General features: G+C 68.7%; 20 protein-coding genes. 11 read left to right on the forward strand and 9 right to left on the reverse strand.

What is annotated here, in order from left to right; all coding sequences use genetic code 11:
- Positions 1-264 precede the first annotated feature (264 nt).
- The 11 genes from CFP71_RS29515 (at position 265) to CFP71_RS29565 (ending at position 16,621) form a co-directional block, all read left to right on the forward strand.
- Positions 265-1,581, forward strand: coding sequence for a nucleotide sugar dehydrogenase (locus CFP71_RS29515; RefSeq protein ID WP_093937262.1), 1,317 nt, complete (start codon positions 265-267; stop codon positions 1,579-1,581).
- Positions 1,562-2,758 (forward strand): glycosyltransferase family 4 protein, encoded by a 1,197-nt coding sequence (locus CFP71_RS29520; protein ID WP_093937233.1) that lies wholly within the window; start codon positions 1,562-1,564, stop codon positions 2,756-2,758. Before CFP71_RS29515 ends, CFP71_RS29520 begins: the two co-directional genes overlap by 20 nt.
- A 139-nt stretch (positions 2,759-2,897) precedes the next feature.
- Positions 2,898-4,178 (forward strand): YveK family protein, encoded by a 1,281-nt coding sequence (locus CFP71_RS29525; protein WP_093937263.1) that lies wholly within the window; start codon positions 2,898-2,900, stop codon positions 4,176-4,178.
- The gene (locus tag CFP71_RS29530) at positions 4,175-5,956 is read left to right on the forward strand and encodes a Wzz/FepE/Etk N-terminal domain-containing protein (RefSeq protein WP_093937234.1); all 1,782 of its coding nucleotides are present in this window, start codon (positions 4,175-4,177) and stop codon (positions 5,954-5,956) included. Before CFP71_RS29525 ends, CFP71_RS29530 begins: the two co-directional genes overlap by 4 nt.
- A gap of 15 nt (positions 5,957-5,971) precedes the next feature.
- Positions 5,972-7,918: an asparagine synthase (glutamine-hydrolyzing) gene (gene asnB / locus CFP71_RS29535; RefSeq protein WP_093937235.1), complete on the forward strand. Its 1,947-nt coding sequence runs from the start codon at positions 5,972-5,974 to the stop codon at positions 7,916-7,918.
- A 15-nt stretch (positions 7,919-7,933) separates the two neighbouring features.
- Positions 7,934-10,111 carry a bi-domain-containing oxidoreductase gene (locus tag CFP71_RS29540; protein WP_093937236.1) on the forward strand — a complete coding sequence of 726 codons (2,178 nt, stop codon included), beginning with the start codon at positions 7,934-7,936 and terminating at the stop codon, positions 10,109-10,111.
- Positions 10,111-12,057: an alginate lyase family protein gene (locus CFP71_RS29545; RefSeq protein ID WP_093937237.1), complete on the forward strand. Its 1,947-nt coding sequence runs from the start codon at positions 10,111-10,113 to the stop codon at positions 12,055-12,057. The genes CFP71_RS29540 and CFP71_RS29545 overlap by 1 nt, the downstream gene beginning before the upstream one ends.
- Positions 12,054-13,583, forward strand: a complete 1,530-nt coding sequence (locus CFP71_RS29550; RefSeq protein ID WP_093937238.1) for a right-handed parallel beta-helix repeat-containing protein — start codon at positions 12,054-12,056, stop codon at positions 13,581-13,583. Before CFP71_RS29545 ends, CFP71_RS29550 begins: the two co-directional genes overlap by 4 nt.
- A gap of 1 nt (position 13,584) precedes the next feature.
- Positions 13,585-14,802 carry an O-antigen ligase family protein gene (locus tag CFP71_RS29555; protein ID WP_093937239.1) on the forward strand — a complete coding sequence of 406 codons (1,218 nt, stop codon included), beginning with the start codon at positions 13,585-13,587 and terminating at the stop codon, positions 14,800-14,802.
- The gene (locus CFP71_RS29560; protein ID WP_093937240.1) at positions 14,799-15,992 is read left to right on the forward strand and encodes a glycosyltransferase family 4 protein; all 1,194 of its coding nucleotides are present in this window, start codon (positions 14,799-14,801) and stop codon (positions 15,990-15,992) included. The genes CFP71_RS29555 and CFP71_RS29560 overlap by 4 nt, the downstream gene beginning before the upstream one ends.
- On the forward strand, positions 15,989-16,621 hold the full coding sequence (locus CFP71_RS29565; RefSeq protein WP_093937241.1) for a phosphatase PAP2 family protein: 633 nt from the start codon (positions 15,989-15,991) through the stop codon (positions 16,619-16,621). The genes CFP71_RS29560 and CFP71_RS29565 overlap by 4 nt, the downstream gene beginning before the upstream one ends.
- On the opposite strand, the gene CFP71_RS29570 is transcribed toward CFP71_RS29565, so the two are convergent.
- The 9 genes from CFP71_RS29570 to CFP71_RS29615 form a co-directional block, all read right to left on the reverse strand.
- Positions 16,608-17,117 (reverse strand): DinB family protein, encoded by a 510-nt coding sequence (locus tag CFP71_RS29570; protein WP_093937242.1) that lies wholly within the window; start codon positions 17,115-17,117, stop codon positions 16,608-16,610. The genes CFP71_RS29565 and CFP71_RS29570 overlap by 14 nt on opposite strands.
- 9 nt (positions 17,118-17,126) lie before the next feature.
- Positions 17,127-17,924, reverse strand: coding sequence for a hypothetical protein (locus tag CFP71_RS44335; protein WP_341866905.1), 798 nt, complete (start codon positions 17,922-17,924; stop codon positions 17,127-17,129).
- A 325-nt stretch (positions 17,925-18,249) separates the two neighbouring features.
- Complete coding sequence (locus CFP71_RS29585; RefSeq protein ID WP_093937245.1) at positions 18,250-19,683, reverse strand: right-handed parallel beta-helix repeat-containing protein; 1,434 nt, start codon at positions 19,681-19,683, stop codon at positions 18,250-18,252.
- Between the two features lie 56 nt (positions 19,684-19,739).
- Entirely contained in the window at positions 19,740-21,239 is a 1,500-nt protein-coding gene (locus CFP71_RS29590; RefSeq protein WP_244199881.1) for a right-handed parallel beta-helix repeat-containing protein, read from the reverse strand.
- On the reverse strand, positions 21,236-22,552 hold the full coding sequence (locus CFP71_RS29595; protein ID WP_093937247.1) for a glutamate-1-semialdehyde 2,1-aminomutase: 1,317 nt from the start codon (positions 22,550-22,552) through the stop codon (positions 21,236-21,238). The genes CFP71_RS29590 and CFP71_RS29595 overlap by 4 nt, the downstream gene beginning before the upstream one ends.
- 4 nt (positions 22,553-22,556) lie before the next feature.
- The gene (locus tag CFP71_RS29600) at positions 22,557-23,105 is read right to left on the reverse strand and encodes a dTDP-4-dehydrorhamnose 3,5-epimerase family protein (protein WP_093937248.1); all 549 of its coding nucleotides are present in this window, start codon (positions 23,103-23,105) and stop codon (positions 22,557-22,559) included.
- Positions 23,102-24,289 carry a polysaccharide pyruvyl transferase family protein gene (locus CFP71_RS29605; protein ID WP_093937249.1) on the reverse strand — a complete coding sequence of 396 codons (1,188 nt, stop codon included), beginning with the start codon at positions 24,287-24,289 and terminating at the stop codon, positions 23,102-23,104. Before CFP71_RS29605 ends, CFP71_RS29600 begins: the two co-directional genes overlap by 4 nt.
- The gene (locus tag CFP71_RS29610) at positions 24,286-25,236 is read right to left on the reverse strand and encodes a glycosyltransferase family 2 protein (RefSeq protein WP_093937250.1); all 951 of its coding nucleotides are present in this window, start codon (positions 25,234-25,236) and stop codon (positions 24,286-24,288) included. Before CFP71_RS29610 ends, CFP71_RS29605 begins: the two co-directional genes overlap by 4 nt.
- On the reverse strand, positions 25,233-26,507 hold the full coding sequence (locus tag CFP71_RS29615) for an MATE family efflux transporter (RefSeq protein WP_093937251.1): 1,275 nt from the start codon (positions 26,505-26,507) through the stop codon (positions 25,233-25,235). Before CFP71_RS29615 ends, CFP71_RS29610 begins: the two co-directional genes overlap by 4 nt.

The raw sequence follows: 26,507 nt of genomic DNA on the forward strand, positions 1-26,507 counted from the left end.
CGTGAGTGGTAAGTGACGTTAGAACGTCACTTACCACTCACGACCACCCCGACCGACGCCTCCCCTGTCGCCCTTCCCTCTCACCTGCCCAATCCCTCACGAGATCGTTACGCGCTCCCTGTAGCGTTTCGGCCTCGTCGAGCGATGAGTAATTCCCTTGCCGCACAGGCATTCCGCCAAAAGCAGGCGAGTTGCGGACGGCGGTAACGAACCCGGTCCGTCCGCCGACCAACGGGCAGCGGAATGCGGCTGGAGGAATTCGTCATGAAGATCAGTGTCTTCGGGCTCGGTTACGTCGGTTGCGTGTCGGCTGCGTGCCTTGCCGGGCGCGGGCACGAGGTCGTCGGGGTGGACGTGAACCCGGTGAAGATCGACCTCATTTCCGGCGGCAAGGCGCCGGTGGTCGAGGAGCGTATCGGGGAATTGACCGCGGAGGTGGTCGCGCAGGGCAAGCTGAGAGCCACCACCGACGTCAGACAGGCGATCGCGGACAGCGAAGTCTCCCTGATCTGCGTCGGTACCCCGTCGGCGCCGAACGGCAGCCTGTCGACGGCGTACCTGGAACGTGTCGCCGAGGAGATCGGCGAGGCGCTCAGGGACAAGGCCGAGCGGCACACCGTCGTCTTCCGCAGCACGATGCTCCCGGGCACCTGCCTGGACCTGCTCGTCCCCATCCTCGAGAAGTCGTCCGGCCTCACCGCCGGCGTCGACTTCGGGGTCGCGGTGAACCCCGAGTTCCTGCGCGAGGGGAGCAGCGTCAAGGACTTCTTCGACCCGCCCAAGACCGTCATCGGCCAGCTCGACGCGGCCAGCGGTGACGTCGTGGCGGCGCTTTACGAAGGGCTTCCCGGCGAGGTCTTCCGGGTCGCGATCCCGGTCGCCGAGATGACGAAGTACGCCGACAACTCCTTCCACGGTCTCAAGATCGGCTTCGCGAACGAGCTCGGCGCCATCTGCCGCGCCCTGGGGCTCGACTCGCACCAGGTGATCGACGTCTTCCTCGCCGATCGCAAGCTCAACATCAGCCCCGCCTACCTTCGCCCCGGGTTCGCTTTCGGCGGCTCGTGCCTCCCCAAGGATCTGCGTGGCCTGGTCTACGCCGCGCATCGCGCGGACGTCGCCGTCCCGATCCTTTCGCACGTGCTGCCCTCTAACGACGAACACCTCCAGCGTGCCTTCGATCTGGTCGCGCACACCGGAAAACGCAAGATCGGGCTGTTCGGCCTGTCCTTCAAGCCCGGCACCGACGACCTCCGTGAGAGCCCGCTCGTCGAGCTCGCGGAGCGGCTGCTCGGCAAGGGTTACGACCTCCGCATCTACGACGCCAACGTCAGCCTCTCCCGGCTGATGGGCGCGAACCGCGAGTACATCGAGGGCAGGCTCCCTCATCTCGGCCAGCTGCTGGCCGGTTCCATCGAAGAAGTCGTCGACCACGCCGAGGTCTGCCTCATCGGCAGCGCCGACCCGGAGGTCCTCGCGGCGCTCCCGGCGGGCGGCGGCCGCACCATCATCGATCTCGTCCGCGTACCGGACGCCGACCGGCGCCGGACTGAAGAGGGATATGTCGGTCTTGCCTGGTAAAGCTCTCATCCTCGTCGAGAACCTTTCCGTCCCCTTCGATCGCCGCGTCTGGCAGGAGTGTCAGACACTTCGCGACGCCGGCTGGGAAGTCCACGTCATCTGTCCACAAGGGACGAAACGGGACACCGAAGCCGAAGTCACCATCGACGGCGTCCACATCCTGCGCTACCCGCTGAAGGCCGCCACCGGCGGTCCGGCCGGGTACGTCCAGGAGTACGGCTCGGCGCTCTGGCACACGCTCCGGCTGGCCCGCAAGGTCGGCAAGGGCGGAAAAGTCGACGTCGTGCACGCCTGCAACCCGCCGGACATGCTGTTCCTCGTCGCGCTGTACCTCAAGCGCCAGGGCGCGAAGTTCATCTTCGACCAGCACGACCTCTGCCCCGAGCTGTACCTCTCGCGCTTCGACCGCGGCGAGGACCTCCTCTACCGCGCGGTCTGCGCGCTGGAGCGCCGCACCTACAAGACGGCCGACGTCGTCATCGCGACCAACGAGAGCTACAAGGACGTCGCCGTGAAGCGCGGCGGCAAGTCGCCGGACGACGTCTTCGTCGTGCGCAGCGCGCCCGTGGTCGAGCGGTTCCACCAGGTCGAGGCCGAGCCCGAGCTGAAGAAGGGCAAGCCGCACCTGCTGGCGTACCTCGGTGTGATGGGACCGCAGGACGGCGTCGACTACGCCTTGCGCGCGCTCGCTTCGCTGCGTGACGAGGTCGGCCGCACCGACTGGCACGCCGTGTTCATCGGCTCGGGTGACGCCTTCGACGCCATGGTCGCGTTGACCAAGGAACTGAAACTCGACGACCAGGTCGACTTCACCGGCCGCGTCTCCGACGCCGACCTGCTGCGCTACCTGTCCTCGGCCGACGTCTGCCTTTCGCCGGACCCCCTGAACCCGCTCAACAACGTGTCGACCATGAACAAGGTCATGGAGTACATGGCGATGGGCCGCCCGATCGTCTCCTTCGAGCTGCGGGAGGCCCGGGTCTCGGCCGGGGAGGCCGCGCTGTACGCGCCGGCGAACGACGAGCCGGAGTTCGCGAAGCTGATCGCGCATCTGCTCGACTCGCCGGAGGACCGGGCGAAGATGGGTGAGCTGGGCCGGGAGCGCGTCGCCGGTCCGCTCTCCTGGGAGAACTCCCAGAAAGCCCTGCTCGCGGCCTACGCGGCCGCCGTCCGTTGATCGACTTCCCGATCGCGTTTTGAACAAGACTCGCGCAAACCTGTAACCAACATCGCGGTCGCTCCGACGGGATTGATGCTGCACCCGCACGCACCGATGGGAGATCCCGGCTTTGACTGACGACACGGTGCGCCTGTCCATGATCGGACAGGTTCTGCGCGGGCGATGGCGGACCCTGGTGGCCCTCGCCCTCCTCGGCGCCTTGATCGGCGCGGGATCGTCGGTGATCCTTTCTCCCGGCTACCGCACGTCGTCCAGCGTGCTGCTGCAAGGCCCGCGCGAGGCGGACGAACTGCTCACCCAGGCCGCGGTGGCGACCAGTTCGGTCGTGCTCGACCGGGCCGCCGCCGGGCTCGGTGACGGAGAGACCGGCGCGGACCTGCGAGACAGGGTGTCCACGACGGTCGCACAGGGCAATGTCATCACCATCGGTGTCACCGGCGACACCGCCGAACAGACGCAGCGGCTGGCCGACCAGGTCGCGAGCGAGTTCGTGAAGTACTCGACGCAGATCATCGCCGGCTCCGGCGACGCCGCGGTGCAGCTGGCGCAGGAGCGCCGCGAGACGCTGCGGCAGCAGGTCGCGCAGACGAACCAGCGGATCAGCGAACTCTCCACGAAGGTCAACGAAGGCAAGACGACCGTGGAGAGCGTCCAGCTCCGCACCGAACTGCAGGGCCTGCGCACGTCGATCGAGTCGGCCATGTCCACCCTGAACGCGGCCGACACCGCCAGCGGGCTCGGCAACATGGTCGTGCTCGGCTCGGCCGAGCTGCCGTCCTCGCCCGCGGCGCCCACGCTGCCGCAGCTGGCGCTGGGCGGCGCGCTGCTGTTCTTCATCGTCGGCCTGTTCGGGCACCTCTTCACCGCCCGCACCGACAGGCGGCTGAAGGACGAGGAGGAGATCGCCGCGGCGGTCGGCGGTCCGGTGCTGGCCACCTTCGACGCCGTCGAAGAACACCCCGCCGCGAAGACCTTGCGCGCCAAGCTCCTCCGCGACGACAGGCCGTGGAACACCCCGCGGGTCGACGTCTTCGCCGACGAGATCGACGTCGACGTCCACTACCGGCGGCTGGTCTCCCGGCTGCCGAACCGGCGGCTGCTCGTCGTGGCCGCCGAAGACGACCACGCCGGGCAGGTGGCCGCCGAGCGGCTCGCCGCTCTCGCCGACCGGTGGCTCACCGTGGCGACGGTTTCCCCGGTGCGGCCGATCATCGAAGAAAGCGACGCGGAAGGGATCCTCGTCGTGGCCGGCCTCGGTTCCCGGTCCGCCTGGGAGCTGGTCGGGATCGCCGAAGCCATCGCCGACGCCGGGCTCGCCGTGGTGGGCACCGTGCTGATCCGCCCGGTCCGGCCGACCCGCACCCGCTCCGGCGCCACCACCCCCACCGACCACGAAGCACTGGCAGGTACCGCGTGACCAGCGCAGAGAAGACCAAATCCGAACCGCTCATCGACCTCCAGCGGCTGGTCGTCTCGATCCGGAGACGGCGCCGCCTGTGGACGGCCACCGCCCTGCTCGGGCTGATCGCCGGCGGGCTCATCGCGATGCTCCTGCCGTCGCCGCCCACCGCGGTGGCGCAGATCCTGGTCATCCACCCCGACGACTCGCCGACCGACAGCGGAACGCTGATGCGGACCGACGTCGCCGTGCTCAAGACCACGAAGACCGCCGGCGAGGCGCTCAAGAAACTGAACAGCACCCAGCCGCCCGAGGAGTTCCTCAAGGACTACGACGGGCTCGGGCTGACCAACAACGTCCTCCAGCTGACGGTCAAGGGCAAGACCAAGGAGGAGGCGCTGGCCCGCGCGCAGGCGATCTCCGACGCTTTCATCGCCGAGTACATCGGCCGCAACCAGGCGGCCGCGGCGGCGCAGCAGAAGGCCCTGCTCGACCAGCGCAACCAGGCCCAGAACGAGCTCACCCCGATCGAAGCGTCGATCGTCACCGAAGAGGCCAAAGGCCGCAACGCCAACCCGGCCCAGCTGGAACGGCTGTACTCGCGCCGGGCGGAGCTGACCTCCAAGATCTCCGACTACGACGGCCGCGCGCAGGAAGCGGGCATCGGCACGCCGAAGGTCGCCGCCGGGACGCAGATCGTGGACGCGCCGCGGATCCTGCCGCGGTCGCTGCTCAAGACCCTCGGCACCGACATGGGGATCGGCCTCGCGCTGGGGTTGTTCGCCGGACTCGGGCTCGCGGCCATCACGAGCGTGGTGAAGGACCGGCCGGTGCTTCGCCGGGAGATCTCGCGGCACCTCGGCGCCTCCGTGATCGCGCAGCTGCCCAAACCGCCGCGGTTCCTGCGGCGTTCGCGGGCGGCGACCCGGCGGCAGCGGGTCGCGGCGACCCTGGTCCGCGCCGTCTCCCAGGAGGGCGGTTCGGTGTCGCTGCTCGACCTCGGCGCCCGTCAGGTCACCGCCGAGCTCGCCGTCGATATGGCGCGCGAACTGGCCGGGAAGGGGCCGGTCTCGCTCGTCGACGACCTGCCGAAGGCGAACCTCCGCCAGCTGGCGGGTGACGCCCCGATCCAGGTCCTGGACTGCGTGGACGCGCCGGTGGAGCGCAAGGAACGCCGTATCGGCGTCGGCTCGATCGAACCCGGCACGGCGTGGACCGACCTCGAATTCCTCGGTGAGGAGACGATCCTCGTCGTCCGCACCGCGCACGCGAACACCGAATGGCTGCACACCGTCGCCCGTCAGCTGGCGGACCGGCGCATCCCGATCATCGGGGTCGTCCTGGTGGACCCGGATCCGCGTGACCACACTGACGGGACGCTGTGGGACGGACTGCACACCGCGTTGCGCGGACGCGCCGGTGCCGTTGCGGAACCGGTGCCCGTGCCCGCGCTGCCGGTGGCGCCCGCCCGCCCGGTGGCGCCCGCCCGGGTGGCGGTGCCGGAGCGCAAGGTCCTGCCCGAGCGCCAGATCGCCGCCGAGCGGCGTCCGAGGCCCGCGCCGAAGCCCGTCGAGATGTTCCCCGAGGAAACCCCGGTGCGGCGGCTTTCGACGGTGGCGCCGGTCGAGACGGACGCCGAGCGCACCGTCGAGCGGGTCCTGGAGCCGCCGAGGGAGAAGAAGGCCCCGCGACGCCGTCCGCCGACGCCGTACAAGCGGCCCGAGGACCACGACAACGCGGACCAGCCGACCAAACGATTCTCGCCTGTGTCACCGGATAACGCCGAAGCCTTATAAGGGGAGAGAAAGCAGATGTGCGGCATCGCAGGGGCCTACTTCTGGCCGGACGGGGGACCGCTCACCGATCGGCTCACGAAGATCCTCGCCCATCGCGGACCCGACGGTTCCGGCCGGTACGACCACCGGGCCGGTGAGGGTGAAGTCCACTTAGGACACCGTCGGCTGTCGATCGTCGACCTGACCGAGACCGGCGCGCAGCCGATGGTCAAGGACGGGCTCGCGCTGACCTACAACGGTGAGCTGTACAACTCGCCGGAACTGCGGAAGGAACTCGAAGACGGCGGCGTCCGGTTCCGGGGGACGTCCGACACCGAGGTGGTCCTGGAGGCCTGGCGCAAGTGGGGCACCGAGGGCCTGCACCGGCTGCGCGGCATGTTCGCGTTCGGTGTCTTCGACGAGCGCAGCGGAGCGTTGACGCTGGTCCGCGACCAGCTGGGCATCAAACCGCTCTTCCTGGTGCGCCGCGGCAAGGGCGTCGCGTTCGCGTCCGAGCTCAAGGCGCTGGCCACGGAACTGGGCGGCTCGCTGACCGTCGACGACACCGCGCTCGTCGCGTCCCTGCTCTACTACTGGGTCCCGGACGGCCGGTGCGCGTTCACCGAGGCCGAGAAACTCCCGCCGGGCAGCTGGGCGCGGTTCCGCCCGAACGGTGACGTCGAGCGCGGCACCTTCTGGTCGCTGCGCCAGGTCGCCGAGGAAGGCGCCGCCATGGGGGGTGGGTACCTCGGAGAGGGGGGCGGGAAAAACACCGAGGGCGAGTTCGACCTCAATGCCGTCATCGAGGACTCCACGCGCAAGCACTTGATGGCCGACGTGCCGGTCGCGACGTTCCTCTCCGGCGGGCTCGACTCGAGCTACCTGACCGCGCTCGCGGCGCGCGAGCAGCCGGGGATCTCCGCGTACACCATCGGTTTCCGGGCCGAGGACGCGAAGTTCGAGGCGATGCCGGACGACCTGATGTACGCGAAGAAGGTCGCCGCGAAGTTCGGTGTCGACCTGCACGAGATCGAGATCGCGCCGCAGGTGCTCGACCTGCTGCCGAGGATGACATATCACCTCGACGAGCCGATCGGCGATCCGGCGGCGATCAACAGCTACCTGATCTGCACCGCCGCGCGCGAGGCCGGCGTCAAGGTGATGCTTTCGGGGATGGGCGCGGACGAGCTGTTCGCCGGGTACCGCAAGCACCTCGCGAACAAGATCGCCGTGCAGTACCAGCGGGTGCCCGGTCTCGTCCGCCGTCCGGTCGAGTCCCTTGTGGACAGACTGCCGGTGGCGACGTCGAAGCGCGGGTTCCGGTCGGTCCGGTTCGCCAAGCGGTTCCTCTCGTTCGCGGAACTGCCGGAGGAGACCGCGTTCCGGCGCAGCTACACGATGTACGACCAGGCCGAACTCGCCGGGCTGCTGAACCCGGACCTCGCGGGCGCCGTCGACGACGTCATCACCGAGCACGCGGACACCTATCACGACAACACGTTGTCCGACTTCGTGAACCGCATGTGCCTCGCCGATTCCCGGCTCTTCCTGCCGGGGCTCAACCTCGCCTACACCGACCGGTCCAGCATGGCGGCGTCGACCGAGGTGCGGACGCCGTTCGTCGACATCGAGGTCGTGAAGGCCGCGTTCCGGATCCCCGGTGACAAGAAGATCGTGAAGCGCCAAGGGAAGATGGCGCTGAAGGAAGCGGCGCTGTCGATCCTCCCCGCCGAGATCGTGCACCGGCCGAAGGGCCTGTTCAGCGCGCCGCTGCGGGCCTGGATGAGCCGCGACCTCGCGCCACTGGTGCGCGAGGTGACGAACGAAGGTGAATTGGTGAAGGCCGGGTTCCTCCGCCGTGAGGCCCTGCGGAAGCTCGTCGACGAAGACGCGTCCGGGCAGCAGGACCGGTCCAAGCACCTCTGGCACATCTTGACCCTCGAGTACTGGTACCGCGGCGCCGTCGCGGCCCGGACCACCTGATCGCTGAGGAGCGACGTGAAGCAGGTAGTGCAGAACTACAAGAGCGGGGAGCTGGCGCTCCTCGACGTCGAAGTCCCCGCGTGCAAGGCGGGCGGTGTGCTGGTCCGCACCGCCTATTCGCTGATCTCCACCGGCACCGAGATGATGAAGGTGTCCGAGGCGAGCCTTTCGCTGGTGGGCAAGGCGAAGGCGCGGCCGGACCAGGTCGCGAAGGTGATGCAGAGCGTCGCGACCAACGGGCTCGGCGCCACCTACCGCAAGGCCATGAACAAGCTCGACTCGTACACGCCGCTGGGGTACTCGCTGTGCGGTGTCGTCGAGGAGGTCGGCGCGGGCATCCACGACGTGGCCGTCGGGGATTACGTGGCGTGCGCCGGGAACGAGCACGCGCTGCACGCGGAACTGAACTGGGTGCCCAAGAACCTGTACTCCAAGGTGCCCGACGGCGTCGACCCGCGGCACGCCGCGTTCGGCACGGTCGGCTCGATCGCGATGCAGGGTGTCCGCCAGGGCGAACCGCAGATCGGCGACATCGCGCTGGTCATCGGGCTCGGCCTGATCGGCCAGCTGGTCGTGCAGCTGCTGGTCGCCTCCGGGGTCCGCGTGGTCGGCGTCGACCCGGACCCGTCGCGGTGCGCGCTCGCCGAACAGCTCGGCGCGCTGAAGTGCGGTGACCCGTCGTCCGGGGTCATCGACACCGCGGTCGCGGAGATCAGCTCCGGGCACGGCGTCGACCAGGTGTACCTCGCCGCGGGCGGCAGCACGAACGAGCCGGTGGAGCTCGCCGCGAAGCTGGCCCGCGACCGCGGCCGGGTGATCGACATCGGCAAGTGCTCGCTGAACCTGCCGTGGAACGCCTACTACGAAAAGGAACTCGACGTCCGGTTCTCCCGCTCGTACGGTCCCGGCCGCTACGACCCGGAGTACGAACTCGAAGGCCGTGACTACCCGATCGGTCAGGTCCGCTGGACCGAGCGCCGCAACCTCGAATGCGTCGTCGACCTGATGGGCAGCGGCCGTCTCGACGTCGAGCCGCTGATCTCGCACGTCTCGGAGTTCTCCGACGCCGTCGAGACGTACCGGAAGCTGAACGAGGGCGAGCTCAAGGCCGTCGCGGTGCTGTTCGAGTACGAGAAGCGCGCCGCCGCCGCCACTGAGCACGTCACCTCGGTCGCCGTCCCGAAGAAGGTGACCACGCGCGCGGTGCCGATGCCCGGCGGCGTGCGGATCGGCTTCATCGGCGCCGGCAACTACGCGTCCTCGATGCTCCTGCCGCATCTGACGGAGATGGAGGGCGTCGACCTCACCGAGGTCGTCACCACCTCCGCGCTTTCGGGCGCGAACGCCAAGCGCAAGTTCGGCTTCGGCCGCGCCACCACCGATCTCGACACGATGCTCGACGACTCCTCGATCGACGCCGTGTTCATCGTGACCCGGCACAGCTCGCACGCGGAGCTGACCAGGCGGGCGCTGCTCGCGGGGAAGGCCGTCTTCGTCGAGAAGCCGCTCGCGCTGTCGGAGAAGGAACTCGAGATCGTGCTCGGCGCGATCGAGGAGTCCGGCAACGACCGGCTGCAGGTCGGGTTCAACCGCCGGTTCGCGCCGCTGCTGAACGAGTCGGTGCTCCACTTCGGGCCGCGGATCGGCCCGGCTTCCGTGCGGTACCTGGTCAACGCCGGTCAGCTCGACGCCGGCAGCTGGTACAACCAGGCCGACAGCGAGGGTTCGCGGTTCGCGGGCGAGGGCGGGCACTTCATCGACACGGTCAGCTGGCTGCTGGGCTCCGACCCGGTCTCGGTGTACGCCACCGCGACGCCCGGCCACCAGGACCTCCAGATCCTGCTGCGCTACCCGGACGGCTCGACCGCGTCGATCGCCTACACCACCAGCGGTTCGTCGGCGTTCCCCAAGGAGACGATCGACGTCACCGCCGACGGCAAGGTGCTGAAGTTCGACGACTTCGCGCGCGCGTCGGTGTTCGGCCGCAAGAAGTGGGCCAGCTCCCGCATCCCCAAGGGCCGGGACAAGGGGCAGGCCGCCGAGCTGGAGGCGTTCGTCAACGCGCTGAAGACCGGCGTCGGAATGCCGGTCTCCGTCGAGTCGCTCGTCGCGACGACGCTGGCCACGCTCGCGGTCAACCGCAGCCTGGAGACCGGCGCGGCGGTCCGGATCGGTACCGAGGGGCTGAGCTGATGGATCCGTCCTGGTACCTGCGAAGACTGTCGCGGATGGGGCCCGCCGAGGTCGCGGGCCGGGTCACCGACGTCGTGCGCAAACGCCAGTGGCGCGGGGTCGCGGGGGACAAACCGGTCTGGCTGGCGGACCGCCGGTTCGCGTCGGCACCCGGCGAAGACGTCCTCGCCGCCGTCTCGGGTGAGGCGGTGAAGGATCTGCTCGTCACCGCGGACCGCCTGATGGACGGGCACGCCGAGTACTTCGGCGTCGAACGGGACGACCTCGTCGACCCGGACTGGTCGTACGACCCGAAGACCGGCCGCCGCGCGCCGTCCGATGTGTACTCCTTCGACGTGCCGTACCGCAGCGAGGACACCGTCGGCGACATCAAGCAGATCTGGGAGCCGTCGCGGCACCAGCACCTCACCGTGCTGGCCGCCGCGTACGCCCTGACCGGCGAGGACCGCTACGCCGAACGCGTCGCCGCGCACCTGAAGTCGTGGTGGGCGGCCAACCCGCCGATGCGCGGGGTGCACTGGGTCAGCGGGATCGAACTCGGCATCCGGCTGCTGTCGTGGGTGTGGGTCCGGCGGCTGCTCGACGGCTGGGCGCAGGCCCCGGCGCTGTTCGAGGACAACCCGGAGGCGCTCACCCAGATCTGGCATCACCAGCGCTGGCTGGCCGCGTTCCCGAGCCGGGGTTCCTCGGCGAACAACCACGTGATCGCCGAGGACGCCGGGCAGCTCGCCGCCGCCTGCGCGTTCGCCTGGTTCCCCGAATCGGACCGGTGGCGGGATGCGGCGCTGACGTCGCTGGACAAGATGTTGTGTCACAACACCTTTGATTCCGGCATCAACCGCGAGCTCGCCACCGAGTACCACGGGCTCGTCCTGGAACTGGGGCTCGCCGCGGCGCTGGAGGCGAAGGCCGCCGGGGTCGCGGTGCCCGAATCGGCCTGGCTCGTGCTGCTGCGGATGACCGACGCGCTGGCGTCCATTGTGGACAACCGGTTGCGTCCGCCACGGCAGGGTGACGCCGACGACGGCTTCGGGCTTATCGTGGACGGCGACGAGACCAGCCGTTGGGCGTCGTTGCTCAACACCGGAGCCGTCCTTTTCGGACGGTTGGACTGGTGGCCCGAGACGCGGGACGGTGACGTCCGCACCACGCTCTTCTCGGCGCTGGCCAAGGACATCGAGGTCCGTACGACGCGTCCGGTGCGGCGCCGTGACGACTTCGCCGACGCCGGGATGACCATCCTGCGTGACGGCGTCATCTGGGCTCGCTGCGACGGCGGCCCGCACGGCTTCCTCTCGATCGCCGCCCACGCGCACGCGGACGCGCTTTCGGTGGAGGTCCGGCACGACGGCGTCGACATCCTCGCCGATCCCGGCACCTACTGCTACCACGGCGAGCCGAAGTGGCGGTCGTACTTCCGGTCCACGGCCGCGCACAACACGCTCGAACTCGGCCGCACCGACCAGTCCGTCTCCGGTGGCCCGTTCCTGTGGACGAAACACGCCACCACCACGGTGATCGCGGCCGGGACGCCGTCGCGCTGGAGCGCGGAACACGACGGCTACGCCCCGGCGACCCACCGGCGGTCGGTGGAACTGGCGGACCCGGCGCTCCGGATCCTCGACGAGGTCCGCGGCGGGGAAGCACAGCACTGCCGTCTCGCCTTCCACTTCGGCCCGGCCGTCGAGGTCTCGCTCTCCGGTGCGGCGGCGACGTTGTCCTGGACGGTCGACGGCCGGGTCCGGACGGCCTCTCTCGCCTTGCCGCCGGAGCTGGACTGGTCGGCGCATCGCGGTGAGACCGGCCTGCCGATGGGCTGGTACTCGGCCGGATTCGGCAGGCGCGAGCCCGCGTGGACCCTGTACGGCGGCGGTATCGCCGCCGACGGCGCCACCTTCACCACCGAGCTCACCTTCGACACCAGTAACGAGGACCCACCGTTGTGACAGCACGACCGCACCGTCTCCGCCGGGCAGCACTCGTGGTGCTGCTCGGCTCGCTGACGCTCACCGCCTGTACCTCTGAGCCGGACGAAGCCGCGAAGGGGCCTGATCCGGCCCAGGCGCCGTCCGGGTCGATCGCGCAGGTGTGCGACAAGGCGAAGGCGGGGCCTGCCGAAGCGCCGGCGGGAGCGGTGAAGATCGACCCGGCGGTGCCCGGCGACCTCGCCGCGAAGACGCGGTCGAGCCCGGCCGGGACGACGTTCTGGCTCGCGCCGGGCACGCACAAACTCGGCGACGACCGCTACGACCAGGTCAACCCGAAGGCGGGCAACGTCTACCTCGGCGGCCCGGACGCGATCCTCGACGGCCGGAAGATCAACCAGTACGCCTTCTCCGGCCACGAGGCCGACGTCAAGATCCAGTACCTGACCGTGCGGGGCTTCGCCGCGCCGCACGACGAAGGCGTGGTCAACCACGATTCGGCCGACGGCTGGGTCATCGAGCACAACACCGTCCAGGACAACGACGGCGCGGCGCTGATGGCGGGCGCGCGGCAGCAGGTCCGCGCGAACTGCCTGCGGCGCAACGGGCAGTACGGCATGAACGCCTACGCGCAGGGCAACGCGATCAAGGGTCTCGTCGTCGAGGGCAACGAGATCTCCGGCAACAACACCGGCGACTGGGAACGCAAGATCGACGGCTGCGGTTGCTCCGGCGGGATCAAGTTCTGGTCGGTCGACGGCGCCGACATCCGCGGCAACTGGGTGCACGACAACCGCGGCGTCGGGCTGTGGGCCGACACGAACAACAACGACTTCCTCGTCGAGGGCAACGTCATCGAGAACAACGACGGCTCCGCCCTGATGTACGAGACCAGCTACAACGCCGTCATCCGCGGCAACACCATCCGCCGGAACAACTGGGTGGACGGCAAGGGCTACATCGACCGCGGCGACAGCTTCCCGGTGGCGTCGATCTACATCTCCGAGTCCGGGGGCGAACCGAGGGTGAAGGCGCGCACGGACAAACTGGAGATCTCGGGCAACTCGTTCGAGAACAACTGGAACGGCGTCACCCTGTGGGAGAACTCCGACCGGTTCTGCAACAGCCCCGCCAACACCTCGTCCGGTTCTTGCACGCGACTGGTGCCCGAACAGGCGAAATGCGCGCAGCCCGCGATCGCGACGGGCGCGCTGAACGAGGACTGCCGGTGGAAGACCCAGCGCGTCGAGATCCACCACAACCGGTTCACGCTCGACCCGGCCGTCACCAACTGCGAGGAGAGCTGCGCGCGGATGGCGATGCTCGCGAACTTCGGCACGTTCCCGGAGTGGTCGCCGTACAAGGGTGAGGTCGTGCAGCAGGCGATCACCTTCGACCAGGGCAACCGGCTCCACGACAACACCTACTCCGGGCCGTGGAACTTCGTGGCGTTCGAACCGAGCCGGGTGCTGGGCTTCGGCGAATGGCAAGGCGCGCCCTACCGTCAGGACCAGGGCAGCAAACTGACCCGCGCGGGAGGAGGCTGACATGCTCGATCCCGCCGTCCGGCCCGCCCCCGCGATCCGGAGCTTTCCCAAGGCGGCGGCCATCGCCTGGACGCTGCTGATCATCAACACCCTCGGGTCGACAGGGGCGAAGACAGTCATCCCGTTGCCGAGGTCGGTCAGCCAGCTGATCACCATGGGCGCGCTGGGCACCGCCTTCATCATCGCGCTCGCCCTGAACCCCCGGCTGAAGTTCCGGCCGAACGCCTATCTCTTCCTGCTCACGCTGCTGGCGGTGCTGAGCGTGGTCGCTAGCCTGAACCTGGAAGGCGGCTTCGGCGCGCTGTTCCGGTGTTTCCGGTTCGCCCTCTTCCTCAGCACACTGTGGTTGCTGACCCGCTGGTGGGACGGCGGCCTCGATCTCGTCCGCCAGCACATCCGCACTTACGGCGCGGTGCTGGTGACCGTGGTGATCGGGCTCGTGCTGAGCCCCGGCAACGCGCTGCCGTTCGAGTACGGCGGACGGTTGACCGGCACGGTCTGGCCGTTGACCCCGCCGCAGGTCGGCCAATACGCGGCCGTCGTCATCGGCCTCACGATCCTGTTGTGGCTCAGCGGGAAACTGGAACGGAAGCACGCGCTGGTCGTCATCGTCCCGGCGTTCGCGGTGCTGCTGCTGACCCACACCCGCACCGCGATGCTCGGCCTGGTCGTCGGGACCATCGTGGCGCTGATTTCGCAATGGATGTCCAGCGCCCGCGCCCGCAAGGTGTTCACCGGCCTGATCTTCGGCGGACTGTTCGTCGTGGTCGCGCTGGGCGGCCTGGTGCAGACGTGGTTCCTGCGGGGGCAGTCCGAGGAGAACTTCTCCAGCCTCACCGGCCGCGCGAAGGTGTGGGACGCGCTGCTCGACGCGCCGCGGACGACGCTGGAGTACCTGTTCGGCGTCGGCCTCACCGACAAGTCCTACGACGGGCTCCCGATCGACAGCAGCTGGCTCGCGGTCTACCACGAGCAGGGTTACGTCGGGATCGTGATCGTGGCGGCGTACCTGCTCGTGCTGGTCGTGGTCGCGGTGCTGCGGCCGCCGTCGCCCGCCAGGGCCTGCGCGATCTTCCTGATCACCTACTGTCTTTCCGCGTCTTATACCGAGGCCGGCCTCGGTGACGCGTCGCCTTACCTGTTGCATCTGGCCCTGGCCGCGTCGTTGCTGGTGCGGGTGCCCACCGACGAACCTGAGTTTCTGGAGGAGCCCGCGTGAAGGTTCTCGTGATCCACAACCGGTACAGATCCGAGCATCCCAGCGGTGAGAACAACGTCGTCGACCAGGAGACCGCGCTGCTGGCCGAGGCCGGGCACGAAGTCGGCCTGTTCGAGCGGCGCAGCGACGACATCGCCGAGATGTCCTTGCCGCGCAAGGCCGTCGTCCCGCTCCAGGTGCCGTGGAACCGGTCCGCGCGCGCGGACCTGGCCCGGCGGCTCGCCGACGACCGGCCGGACGTCGTGCACATCCACAACACGTTCCCGCTGCTTTCGCCGTCGGTGCTGGCCGCCTGCGCCGACGCCGGGGTCCCGACGGTCGCGACCGTGCACAACTACACCCTGATCTGCCCACCCGGCACGCTGTACCGCGACGGGCAGGTGTGCACCGACTGCGTGGGCCGGTCGCCGGTCCCGGCGGTGCGGCACGGGTGTTATCGCGGCTCGGGTCTCGCGACCGTGCCGATGGCGGCGAGCCTGATGCTGAACCGGAACCGCTGGTGGTCCGGCGTTTCGCGGTTCTTCTGCATCTCCAAGGCGCAACGCGAGGTGCTGATCGCCGCCGGGATGCCCGCCGAGAAGCTCGGGGTGAAGTACAACTACGTCACCGATCCCGGCAAGACACGTCAGGGCGCGGGGGAGCATCTGCTGTTCCTGGGCCGGATCACCGCGGAAAAGGGTGTCGGCCTGCTGATGAAGGCGTGGGACCTGCTGGCCGCGGCGGGCGGCCCGCTGCCGCCGCTGGTCATCGCGGGCACCGGCCCGATGCAGGACGAGGTCGCGCGCTGGGCGGACGGCCGCGACGACGTCCGCTACGTCGGTCTTCAGTCCAAAGAGGAGTGTCGCGACCTGATCGCCCGTTCGAACGCCGTCCTCGCCCCTTCGGAGTGGCTGGAGACCTTCGGACTGGTCGTGGTCGAGGCGATGGCCGCCGGCGTCCCGACGGTCGCCGCCGCCCACGGCGCCTTCCGCGAACTCGTCGAAGACGGTGTCACCGGCCTGCTGCACGAACCCGGGAACCCCGAGGCTCTCGCGGCCTGCCTGCGGGAGATCGTCGGCGACGCCGAACGGAACCAGGAGATGGGCTGGGCGGCGCGGCTGGTCTACGAACAGGAGTTCACGCCGAAGGTCGGCCTGGAACGCCTCGTCGGCGGCTACCAGGCCGCGATCGACGCGGTGTCCTTCGCGTGATCGACGGTCCGCCCGCACTACCGCCGCGGGCGCGGATCCCGCTCTGGGCGCTGGGCGCTTTCGGCTTCGTCGTCGCTCTCGTCCTCGGCATCCGCTATGCCGGAACCTCCCACCTCGCCGGACTGGACGCCCTCGTGCTCCCCGTCGTCGACCGGGTCGAGGGGCCGCTCTGGTACCTGGCGACCGCCATCGACTTCGCGGGCGAACCGATCGGCGCGGTCGTCGTCATCGCGCTGTTCGGCTGGCTGTGCCTGCGGCACCGGCGGCCGCGGATCGCGATCCTGATGGTGGCCGCCAGCGGGGTGACGGTGGCGCTGACCACCGGCCTGAAACCCTTGGTCGGCAGGCTGATCCACGGGGAGTTCTTGTCTTATCCCAGCGGGCACACGGCCTTCGCGGTGACCGTCGCGACCGTCGTCGCGCTGCTGGTGATCGACGTGCGAGGGCTCGGGCCCGTCGGCGGCGCCTGGGTGCTGGTGGGGCTGGTCGCCTTCGCGGGGCTGGCGATGGGGTGGGCCGAGGTGGCGCTGGGAGCGCACTACCCGACGGACACCTTCGGGGGGTTCGGGGTCGCTGCCGCTGTCGTGCCGGTGGTGGGGTGGGCGGTGGACCGCCTCACTTCCCGGTGACACCGTCGAGCAGTTCCCGGCTGACATCGACGTGCCCGGCGTGCCGGGCGAAGCTCTGCGCGAGATGGAACAAGACCCACGCGAAGGTCGGGTGTTCCTCGGCGCCGGTGCGGCGAGTGGCCCGGGCGGCCCGGGCGTCCAGCGAGGTGACGGCGGCCAGCCGGGTGCAGTTGTCGCGTTCTCCTCGGAAGAACGTGAGGATTTCGCCGGTGGTTTCCTCCGGTGTGACGAGCCATTCCTGTTCGGCGGTCCCAGGCCAGGAGCAGTCGACGTCCTCACCGGCGAACAGATACCGGATCCAGAGCCGTTGGGTGCATGCGAGATGTTTGACCATGCCGAGCGGCGTCCAGCCGGATGGCACTGTCGACCGCCGGACATCGGCCTCGGAGAGACCGCCAAGCTTGCGGAGGATCGCCGCCGCGTTGTGGTCGAGGTAGCCGACGAGCAGCGCACGGGTATCGGTGAGCCCCGGCGGTGGTTCGGGCGTCTCTGCCATCTCCTCACGCTACGCGGCTCGCCTGATCGCGACGTTCGGGCGAGGCCGGGCCTGGGCGGTCCGGAACGCGGCGTGAAGCTCCCTGAGTACCTGGTCCGGCTCGGTCCGGAGGCGGGACGGCAGCGTCTGGAGCACGACGATCCCGGCCGCGACGTATCTCGCGTTCCGGGCGACCGTGACGCGGTGGTCTTCGAGATTCGCGTGGTGGCGGTAGGAGTCGATCTCCCAGGCGAAGGCGACCTCGTCGCACCAGAAGTCCGCGGTGGCGACGTAGTTCCCGTTCGCGTCGAAGATCGGGACGTTCCAGTGGCCCGGCGGGAGGCCGGATCTTCGCCAGAGACGCCAGGCGTCGGCCTCGGCGACGGATCTCGCTCCGGCGAGAAGTGGGACCAGCGCTTTCCTGGGTAAAGCTGTTCCGGTCCGGCCTGCTTGGTCGAGTTCGCGGGCGAGCATTTCGGTGGTGCAGAAGCGGCGCTGGACGGACTCGGCCATCATCGCCTGGATCTCGTCTTCGTCGGTGAGCCTGCGGGCGGCGTCGATGACGGCGCGGGGGACAGGCGCCACCGGGAGCTCTCCACGGAAATGAGGGCGGGGCAGGCGTCTTGTCCGCTCGACGTGCACGAATCCCATCGACGTGACGCGACGATCGTGGGGAATCAGGATGTGTACGTCCTGAGGTGGTGGCACTCGCTCCATGCCGTGGCGGCGAAGCGCCCAGAGACCGGTCACACTGGTGTCTTCGCGCCCGTAGAGCAGCGCGCCCTGGAGCAGCTGATCATCGGTGGGCGCACCGCTGTGAAGCAGCACGACTCCGGGCAGGAGCCGTTGCCAAGGCCCGCCAGGAGCGCAGCGGCGTCTGATGGTCCGGTCCGGTACTCCGGCGGCTTCGAGTTCTGCCGTTCGGAGGACCAGCGGACCTCGGGTCAGTAGGGGACTGTTCGTCCAGGTTCCTCGGCGCACCTGATCACCATGGGCCCCACCACCGACAAGATCGCTCGGGAAGGGGCATGAGCGGAACTGTCACGACGAAATTCGGTCGACGGGGGAAGATTCCGGACACTCAACGTCCGAAATCTTCCCCCGTCGCCCCCCCCGTCACTCGAAGCGCGACCCAGCGTCACGCGACCCCCGGTCACCCGAAGCTCGACCCAGCGTCCTGCGAGTAAGGAGCCCCCTGCCAAGCCGAAGCCCCCAAAGTCCGCGAAGTGTCATGAGCGACGAAACGCCAAGAACCCGAGTAAGCGTTGTCGTACCACCGATTCCCCTGCCGGAACGTGACAGCGTCGGAAACGGAAGAATCCCGATAAGGCGACCAATCAGGATAGGTCCCGAAGTTCGCCAAAAGCGCCATCCGCCCGCACAACCCCGTGCACGAAGACCCGTGCGAGAACTTGTTGCCGTGGATCGAAACCCGTTGCGTCTTCCACCGACAGTCGTCGTACAACGGACGAGAACCGATCCCCGGAGAAGAACAGGAAGAGACCGAAGGAACGAGAAGCGTGCACGAGCCGGAGGAAGTGTTCGCCGGGCTGTTGCAGAAGCGGTCCGCGTTCTCCCAAGCGGTGATCCCGCCCCAATTGTCCTCGAAAACGTTGTCGACGATCTCCACCGAAGAAGTCCGCGCCGGAATGCGCGGTTCGCCACCCGACTCGGAGAGATAGATCGTGCCGACCGGGAAATCGTCCCCGCGGGCGGCGAAAGCGCGTCCCTGTACGAGGGTGTTCCGCCGGAAGGTGTTGTCGCGGACCACGAGGTTGTACGAGATCTCGTAGAACAACGCCTCCGCCTCGTTGTCCTCGATCAGGTTGTCCTCGATGAGGAAGTCGTTGTTGTTCGTGTCCGCCCACAGCCCGGCGCCGTGGTTGTGGTGGACCCAGTTCCCGCGGATGTCGGCGCCGTTCACCGCCCAGAATTTCGCGCCGCCGCTGCAGCCGCAGCCGGGGACCTGCTTTTCCCAGTCGTCGGTGTTGTTCCCGGTGATCTCGTTGCCCTCGACGAGCAGGCCGGTGATCCCGTCGCCCGCCCGGTAGGCGTTGATGCCGTACTGGCCATTGTTCCGCAGGCAGTTCCGCAGGATCTCCTGACGCGGTCCCGCCATCATCGCGGCGCCGCGGTTGTCCTCGATGGTGTTGCCTTCGATGGTCCAGTGTTCCCCGGAGTCGTGATTGACCACGCCCTGATCCCGCGGCGCCGCGAAACCGCGGATGGTGAGACCGCGGATGACGACGTCGCGCGCCTGCTGGGTGAACGCGTAGCGGTTGACGCCGCCGCCGTCCAGCACGGCGCCGGGTGCGCCGAGGTAGACGTTGCCGTCCTTCGGGATGATCTGGCCGTACTCGTCCTGGCCCAGGGTGTGCTTGCCCTCGGTCAGCCAGAACGTCGTGCCGGCCGGGAGCTCGCGTGTCTTCTCGGAAAGGTCGGTCCCCGGCGCGACGACCACGGCGCCGTCCGGTTTCGACGGGCTCAACGGTCCCGCGGCGCAAGCCGCGACGGGAGCCGCCGAAGCCGGAGAGACAGTGACGACTCCCGCCGCGAGCAGCAGCAGGACGACCAGGAAGGCGGGCATACCGGAAACGGTAAGCCACTATGGACGGTCCCAGATGGACACTTACAGGTGAAAACTCAGCAGGTCACCGTCTCCCCGAAGCCGCTGCAGACGTCCTGCCGATACGGTTCGGCCTGCCATTGCGCCGACGTCAGCTGTCGTGACGCGTCTTGGGCGACGAACCGCCATGGCCCGTAGTACTGGTTGTCGTACCACCGGTTTTCCTGCCGGAAGGTGATCGCGTCGGAGATCACGGTCCCCCGATACGGTGACCAGGCCGGGTAGGTCCCGTAGTTCGAGAGCACCGCCATCCGGCCGCAACGGTCGAGGCAGCCTTCCATCGACCCATCGAACTCGAACGTGTTCTCGTGCACCAGAACGCGCTGGGTCTTCCACCGGCAGTCGCTGTACAGCGGCGCCGTCGTGATGCCCGGATCGGAGCAGGTGGACATCGGTGAGACCAGTGCCGTGCAGGAGAGCGAGGACGTGTTGGCCGGGCTGTTGCAGAACCGGTCCGCGTTCTCCCACAGCGTGATCCCCGACCAGTTGTCCGAGAACAGGTTGCCCCGGATGTCGATCTGGCTCGTCCGAGCGGGCAGCCTGGGCTCCCCACCCGACTCGCTGATGTACACCGACGCGACCGGGAAGCTGTCACCCTTGGCGGCCCGGGTGCGGCCCTGCACCAGCGCGTTGCGCCGGAACGTGTTCCCGATCAGCTCCAGGTTGTAGGAGATCTCGTAGAACAGCCCCTCCGAGGCGTTGTCCTCGATCACGTTGTCCTGGATGAGGAAGTCGTTGTTGTTCGTGTCGGCCCAGAGCCCGACACCGTGGTTGTGGTGGACGAAGTTGCCGACGATGTCGGCGCGGTTCACGGCCCAGAATTTCGCGCCGCCACTGCACCCGCAGCCCGGGATCTTCGTCTCCCAGTCGCCGGTGTTGTTCCCGGTGATCTCGTTGCCTTCGATCACCAGGTCGGACAGCCCGCCGCCGGCGCGGTAGGCGTTGATGCCGTACTGACCGTTGTTGCGCAGGCAGTTCCCGATTACCCGCTGGCCGGATCCGGTCATCATCGCGGCGCCGTCGTTGTCCTCGATGACGTTGCCTTCGATGGTCCATCGCTCGCCGGAGTCGTGGTTGACCACGCCTTGATCCTGCTGGCCGAGAAAGCCGCGGATCGTCAGTCCCCGGATGACCACGTCCTTGGCCGACGTGGTGAACGCCGCGCGGTTGAGTCTTCGTCCGTCGAGTACGGCGCCGGGTGCGCCGAGGTAGACGTTGCCGTCCTTGGGCAGCACCTGACCGAACTGGTCGTCGGCCAGGTGATGGGTGCCCGGTGACAGCCAGAACGTGGTACCCGGCGGGCTGGACCGGGTCCGTTCGTTCAGATCGGTGCCCGGTTCGACGACCTGGGCGCCTTCCGGTGCGGAGGGGACGCCGACGGTCGTGCCGCACACCCCTCGGGTCGGCTCTGGATCCGCCACCGCTGTGGATTCAACGGTGACCTGGAGCAGTAATACCGACAGCGTGACGCAAAGCGCGCGCTTGACGGCCGAGCGATGTGCGATCGCTAAACTCATACCCTTCTCCGAAAAACCGGCTTCACCGGACGGCCACCCAGCCACGGCGCCGGATCATCCGCGTCGAGCGCTTTGCGATACACGAGGCAGGCCTGCGAGACCACTTCGACAGTCCGGTCGATGTCTTCTTCGGACAACGCGCTGCTGACCACGAACGACGGTCCGAGGACCCCGCCCGTGACCAGTTGCCGCAGGAACAGCGTGCGATAGTCCTGCGACGGTTTCTTCTCGGCGTCGAGCGTGGCGAAGACGAGGTTGCTCGCCCGGCCGCGCACGACGACGTGTTCCCCGACCCCGGCCGAGGCCGCGACTTCGCGGACCCCGGCGGCGAGCCGGTCGCCGAGCGCGTGCAGCCGCGCGGCGATGCCTTCTTCGGTGTAGGTCTCCATGACCGCGATCGCGGCCGCGAGCGAATGTGTCTCGGCGCCGTGCGTGGTGGACAGCAGGAAGACGCGGTCCTCGGTGGTGCGCAGGCCGCCGAGTTCCATCAGTTCGCGTTTGCCCGCGAGCGCGGAGACGGCGAACCCGTTGCCGAGTGCCTTGCCGAACGTCGAGAGATCCGGCGTGACGCCGTAGAGACCTTGCGCTCCCGTCTCCGACCAGCGGAAACCGGTGATCATCTCGTCGAAGATCAGGACGCAGCCGTACCGGTCGGCGAGTTCGCGCAGGCCGACGAGGTATCCGGCGGGCGGTTCGAGCTGGGTGGACGCCTCCAGCACGAGACAGGCGACCCTGCCCGCGTTCTCCCGCAGCAGCCGTTCCGTCGCCGGGAGGTCGCCGTAGGGAAAGGACACGGTGAGGCCGGTGATCCCGTCCGGGATGCCCGCCGACATCGCCGTGGTGCCGATGAACCAGTCGTCGATGGAGAAGAACGCGTGGTCGCGGCAGATCGCCACCAGTTCTCTGCCGGTGGCCGCCCTGGCGAGCTTGACCGCGGCGGTGGTGGCGTCCGAGCCGTTCTTGGCGAACTTGACCATCTCGGCGGTCGGGACGGTTTCGAGGAACTTCGTCGCCGCCCTTTCCTCCACGATGGACGGGCGGGCGAAGTTCGCGCCCCGGTCGATCTCCCGGTGGGCGGCCTCGCTCACCCGGGGGTGCACGTGCCCGAGGCTGACCGCGCGCAGCCCCGAGCCGTACTCGATGTATTCGTTCCCGTCGACGTCCCAGACGTGCGCGCCGAGCCCGTGGGAGATGACCGGCGCCAGGTTCTCCGGGTACTGGTCGTCTCCCTTGGCGTAGGTGTGCGCGCCGCCGGGGATCATCGCGTGGAGGCGCTCGTTGGCCCGCATCGACTTGGGAAGCTGACGGGTCATGCTCTCACCTCGTGTTCTGTAAGACAGCGGAAAGCGGGAGCGCGGACCGGTCCCGCTCCGACATCAGCGCCACCGGGAGCGGCCAGGGGATCGCCAGATCCGGGTCGTCGTGGGCGATCGCGACGTCCTCGGCCGGGTCGTGCTCGCGATCGATCCGGTAGGAGACGTCGGCGATCTCGGTGAGCGCCTGGAACCCGTGCGCGCAACCCGCCGGGATGTACAGCGAGACCTGGGTCTCCCCGGAGAGCTCGAAGGTCTCCTTGCCGAGGTAGGTCGGCGAATCCGGCCGCAGGTCGACGACGACGTCGAAGACGGCGCCCCACGAGCACCGGACCAGCTTCGCCTCGCCCTTCCCGGAACGGAGATGCATCCCGCGCAGCACTCCCTTGCGGGACCGGGAAACGCTGTCCTGGAGGAACCCGTTCGGATCGATCCCGGCGGACCGGGCGACGTCGGCGTCGAACGTGCGGCTGAAGAAGCCGCGTTCGTCGGCGTGCGGCGTCGGTTCGAACAGGTACGCGCCCGCGATGGCGGGCACCGGTGTCACCTTCATCGGACTCCCATCGGCAGGAAGGCGGCCGACAGCTCGGCGAACTGCTCGTCCAGTAGCCGCACCTGTTCAGCGCCTCGTTTCGCGACGATCGCGGTCAGTTCGCCCGCGCGGGATTCGAGTTCGGCGAACTGGCGGACCAGCGCGTCGAAATCGATCTCCTTGGCGGACTGGCAGAATTCCCCCAGCCCCAGTGCGGTCATGAGGACCTCGTTCTTGCGCGCGTAGCCGATGGACAACGTCGGTTTCGCCAGCTTCAGCGCGCACAGGACGTTGTGGTACCGGGTGGCGACGACGGTCTCGACGGCCGACATCGCCCGCAGCACATCGTCCAAAGTGGACGTGTCGGCGGCCGCGATCAGCGGGGAATCCAGTTCCCGCATGATCTCGTCGACGACCTGGCGGTCCGCCTGGTCGCCGATGAACAACCGCACCGGACGTCCGTCGGCGACCAGGCCGGCGACGAACCGGGTGATGTTGTCCACATAGGACTCGTAGATGTCGCCGGCGCGGGCGCGATCCTCATTTCCGCCGTGGTAAGCCATCACCCCGACCCCGACCGAACGGGGCAGCACCGGTTCCGACGGCGCGTGGAGGGCGAACGCGAGATCGGGGTAGACGCGGTCGTTCGTGACGTCCACCCCCATCGCGCGCATCGCTTCCCGTGACGGCTCGTCCCGGTACGACCGGAACGACGCCAGCCGCCCGGCCCAGCCGATGACCGAGCGGGTGACCCGGTGCGAGCTCACGTTGGCGCCGACACTCACCAGCGCCACCTTGGTGCCGACCAGCCTGGCGGACGCCGAAAGCAGCAGCAAGGCGTACGGAAAACCCCAAGGCCGCAGGGGAAGTGTGGATTCGAGGACACCCATCCCCGGCACGATCACCACGTCCTGGCGCCGGGCCCACGCCGCCGTGCGGACGACGTCGACGAACTTGCCGAAACCCTTCATGGCGATGGAAAGCGGACCTGAGGCCGTGCGGTACTCACCCTGGTACCAGTTCAACGCGGTCGTTTCGAGTCCGTAGCGCGACGCGACGATTTCCGGACCGCCGCACATCACGCTGATGGCGGCGTCCGGATGTTCCGTGCGCAAGAACCCGAGGACCGCCTCGAAGGAACCGTCGTTGCCGAGGTTCCCCGATCCGAGGAGTCCGAACAGCCCGATCCTCGCGGGCGGGATCAAGGGACTCGTCCCTCCTGGCCGGCGACGACCGAGACGACGGAGACCTCACGCGGGCCGGTTTCCGCCTCGGCCTGGACCGGCATCCGTCCCATGGCCGGGTTCCCGGCCCGGTTCAGCGCCCACTGCCGCAGGTAGCGGAAGCATTCACGCTTCTCCGCGCCGGAGATCGGCGCGTTGCGGATCGCGTTGACGTAGCCCAGGACGTATTCGCCGAGCAGCCGGATCATCGGGTGGCGCAGCTTGTCGGCCCGCTTCGGGTCGAGGTTGGTCGCGCGCCTGCGCACGGTCGGGTGCTCGTGTTCGGAGCGGCCGGGGTGGTCGCGCCGGAAGTACAGCCAGTCGGGCACCTGGTGGAACGGACCGTGCAGGGCCAGCTCCGAGATGATCGTGCGGTCGGCGTGGTGGTAGCTGTCCAGCGGCGCGACGCGGCGTAGCACCTCGGTGCGGATGACCGCGCCGTCGTCGTCCCCGCCGGGCGCGAACAGCGTGCTGCGGAAGCGTTCCGCGGCGTGCGGCGAAACCGTGTTGAGCGGGTACTCCAGCGCCTGCGTGACGACGCCCTTCTCGTCGATCATCGCCGTCCACGAGTGCGAGAGGACGAACTCCGGGTGCTCGTCGAGCGCTTCGATACAGCGTTCCAGCAGGTCGCGCGCGTAGAGGTCGTCGTCGGAGGCCCATTTGAACAGCTCGCCGCGGGCGACGTCGACACAGTAGTTGTGGTTGGGCGCGCAGCCGATGTTCACCGGCTGGCGCACATAGCGGACGCGGGAATCCAGCTTCGCGTAGTCGCGGCTGATCTCTTCGGTGCGGTCGGTGGACGCGTTGTCCGAGATGATCAGCTCGAAGTCCGCGAAGCTTTGGCCGAGGAGTGCGTCCAGCGATTCGGCGAGGTAGTCCTCGCCGTTGTAGACCGGGAGCCCGATGCTCAGCCGAGGAGCGGTGCTCATGACGTCCTCATTTCTTCCTTCTCCGAAGTCTGGTGTTCTCTGAGGGCGATGTGCAGCTGCAGCCACCACACCGCTGACCCGCTGGTGATCGCCAACGCGACCCCCCACGCGGATCCGGACGCCCCGGCCAAGAAGGCGCCAATGAGCCCGAAACCGACATAGCCGGCCGAGTTGATCAGCTGGGCGCGAAGGCTCCTTTTCGCAGCGCCGAGCGCACGCAGTCCGGCGGCCGCCCCGGTGTTGAATCCCGCCGCGGCGATACCGATGGTCACCGGGAGGATCAGTTCCGAAGCGGGATCCCAGACGTCACCGAGGACGAACCGGCCGGCGTCGTGGGGTACCAGAAGCAAGGCGAGGCCCCAGAGCAGGGCCGCCGCCGCCTGGCCGGCGCCGAGGACGGCGCAGAACTTCCGGAAGCGGTGCGGGGCCCGTTGGAGCACCCGTGCGCTTTCGGCGACCGTGACCAGGGAAAGTCCCATCAAGAGGGCGAAGAACGGCCCGAGGAGCAGTTCGGCGCCGCGGACCGCGCCGACGCTCGCGATCCCGGCGATCGCGCCGAGACCGTACATCCGCAGTTGCGACGAGCCGCTGTTGCTGACGTTTTCGATCACGTAGCGGGTGCCGAGGTCGCGGTGCGCCTTGATCCATTCGAGCGTGCCGCGCGGATCCGGCCGGACCCCGGACTGCAGGCAGCCGAAGCCCGCCGCGACCGCCCCGGAAAGGCCCCACGCCAGGATGAACGCGACGACGGTGTCGGACGTGTGGTGCGCGATGAACAACGCCGGGATCAGCGCGATCCCCCACACGACGTCGTTGAGGAACGCCTTCTTCCCGTGCCCGGCGGCGAAGAAGGTGAACCGCCACGCGTCCTGCAGCAGCAGCGTGGGGATGACGAAGCCGAGCGCGACGAACGCCCCGCCGGTGGAGTCGCCCACGATGAGCCCGGCGGCCACGCTGATCATCCCGGCCACGACACCCGCGGTGAGCGCCGTCCCGGTCGCCCGCGCGGTCGCGGCGCGCCAGGATTCGGTGGACACCCCGGAGAACCGCACCATCAGCGGATCGGTCGTCAGCCCGCGCGAGAGGTTGAGCACCACGCCGTAGCTGACCCAGGCGAGGCTGAACATGCCGAACGCGAACGTGCCGAGCGAGCGGGCGACGTAGAGACCGACCACGAAGTTGGTGATGCTGGAGACGGCCTGGTCGCCGAGACCCCAGCTGAGCCGTCCGGCCATGGCCCGGATGGCTTGGGAACGCAGAAGTGATCGCAT

This window comes from Amycolatopsis thailandensis (assembly GCF_002234405.1).
GTDB lineage: Bacteria > Actinomycetota > Actinomycetes > Mycobacteriales > Pseudonocardiaceae > Amycolatopsis > Amycolatopsis thailandensis.

Coding starts and splice junctions, on each gene's coding strand:
- CFP71_RS29515 (WP_093937262.1), top strand. CDS start 265: ATGAAGATCAGTGTCTTCGGGCTCGGTTACGTCGGTTGCGTGTCGGCT.
- CFP71_RS29520 (WP_093937233.1), top strand. CDS start 1,562: ATGTCGGTCTTGCCTGGTAAAGCTCTCATCCTCGTCGAGAACCTTTCC.
- CFP71_RS29525 (WP_093937263.1), top strand. CDS start 2,898: ATGATCGGACAGGTTCTGCGCGGGCGATGGCGGACCCTGGTGGCCCTC.
- asnB (WP_093937235.1), top strand. CDS start 5,972: ATGTGCGGCATCGCAGGGGCCTACTTCTGGCCGGACGGGGGACCGCTC.
- CFP71_RS29545 (WP_093937237.1), top strand. CDS start 10,111: ATGGATCCGTCCTGGTACCTGCGAAGACTGTCGCGGATGGGGCCCGCC.
- CFP71_RS29555 (WP_093937239.1), top strand. CDS start 13,585: ATGCTCGATCCCGCCGTCCGGCCCGCCCCCGCGATCCGGAGCTTTCCC.
- CFP71_RS29570 (WP_093937242.1), bottom strand. CDS start 17,117: ATGGCAGAGACGCCCGAACCACCGCCGGGGCTCACCGATACCCGTGCG.
- CFP71_RS29585 (WP_093937245.1), bottom strand. CDS start 19,683: ATGCCCGCCTTCCTGGTCGTCCTGCTGCTGCTCGCGGCGGGAGTCGTC.
- CFP71_RS29590 (WP_244199881.1), bottom strand. CDS start 21,239: ATGAGTTTAGCGATCGCACATCGCTCGGCCGTCAAGCGCGCGCTTTGC.
- CFP71_RS29595 (WP_093937247.1), bottom strand. CDS start 22,552: ATGACCCGTCAGCTTCCCAAGTCGATGCGGGCCAACGAGCGCCTCCAC.
- CFP71_RS29600 (WP_093937248.1), bottom strand. CDS start 23,105: ATGAAGGTGACACCGGTGCCCGCCATCGCGGGCGCGTACCTGTTCGAA.
- CFP71_RS29610 (WP_093937250.1), bottom strand. CDS start 25,236: ATGAGCACCGCTCCTCGGCTGAGCATCGGGCTCCCGGTCTACAACGGC.
- CFP71_RS29615 (WP_093937251.1), bottom strand. CDS start 26,507: ATGCGATCACTTCTGCGTTCCCAAGCCATCCGGGCCATGGCCGGACGG.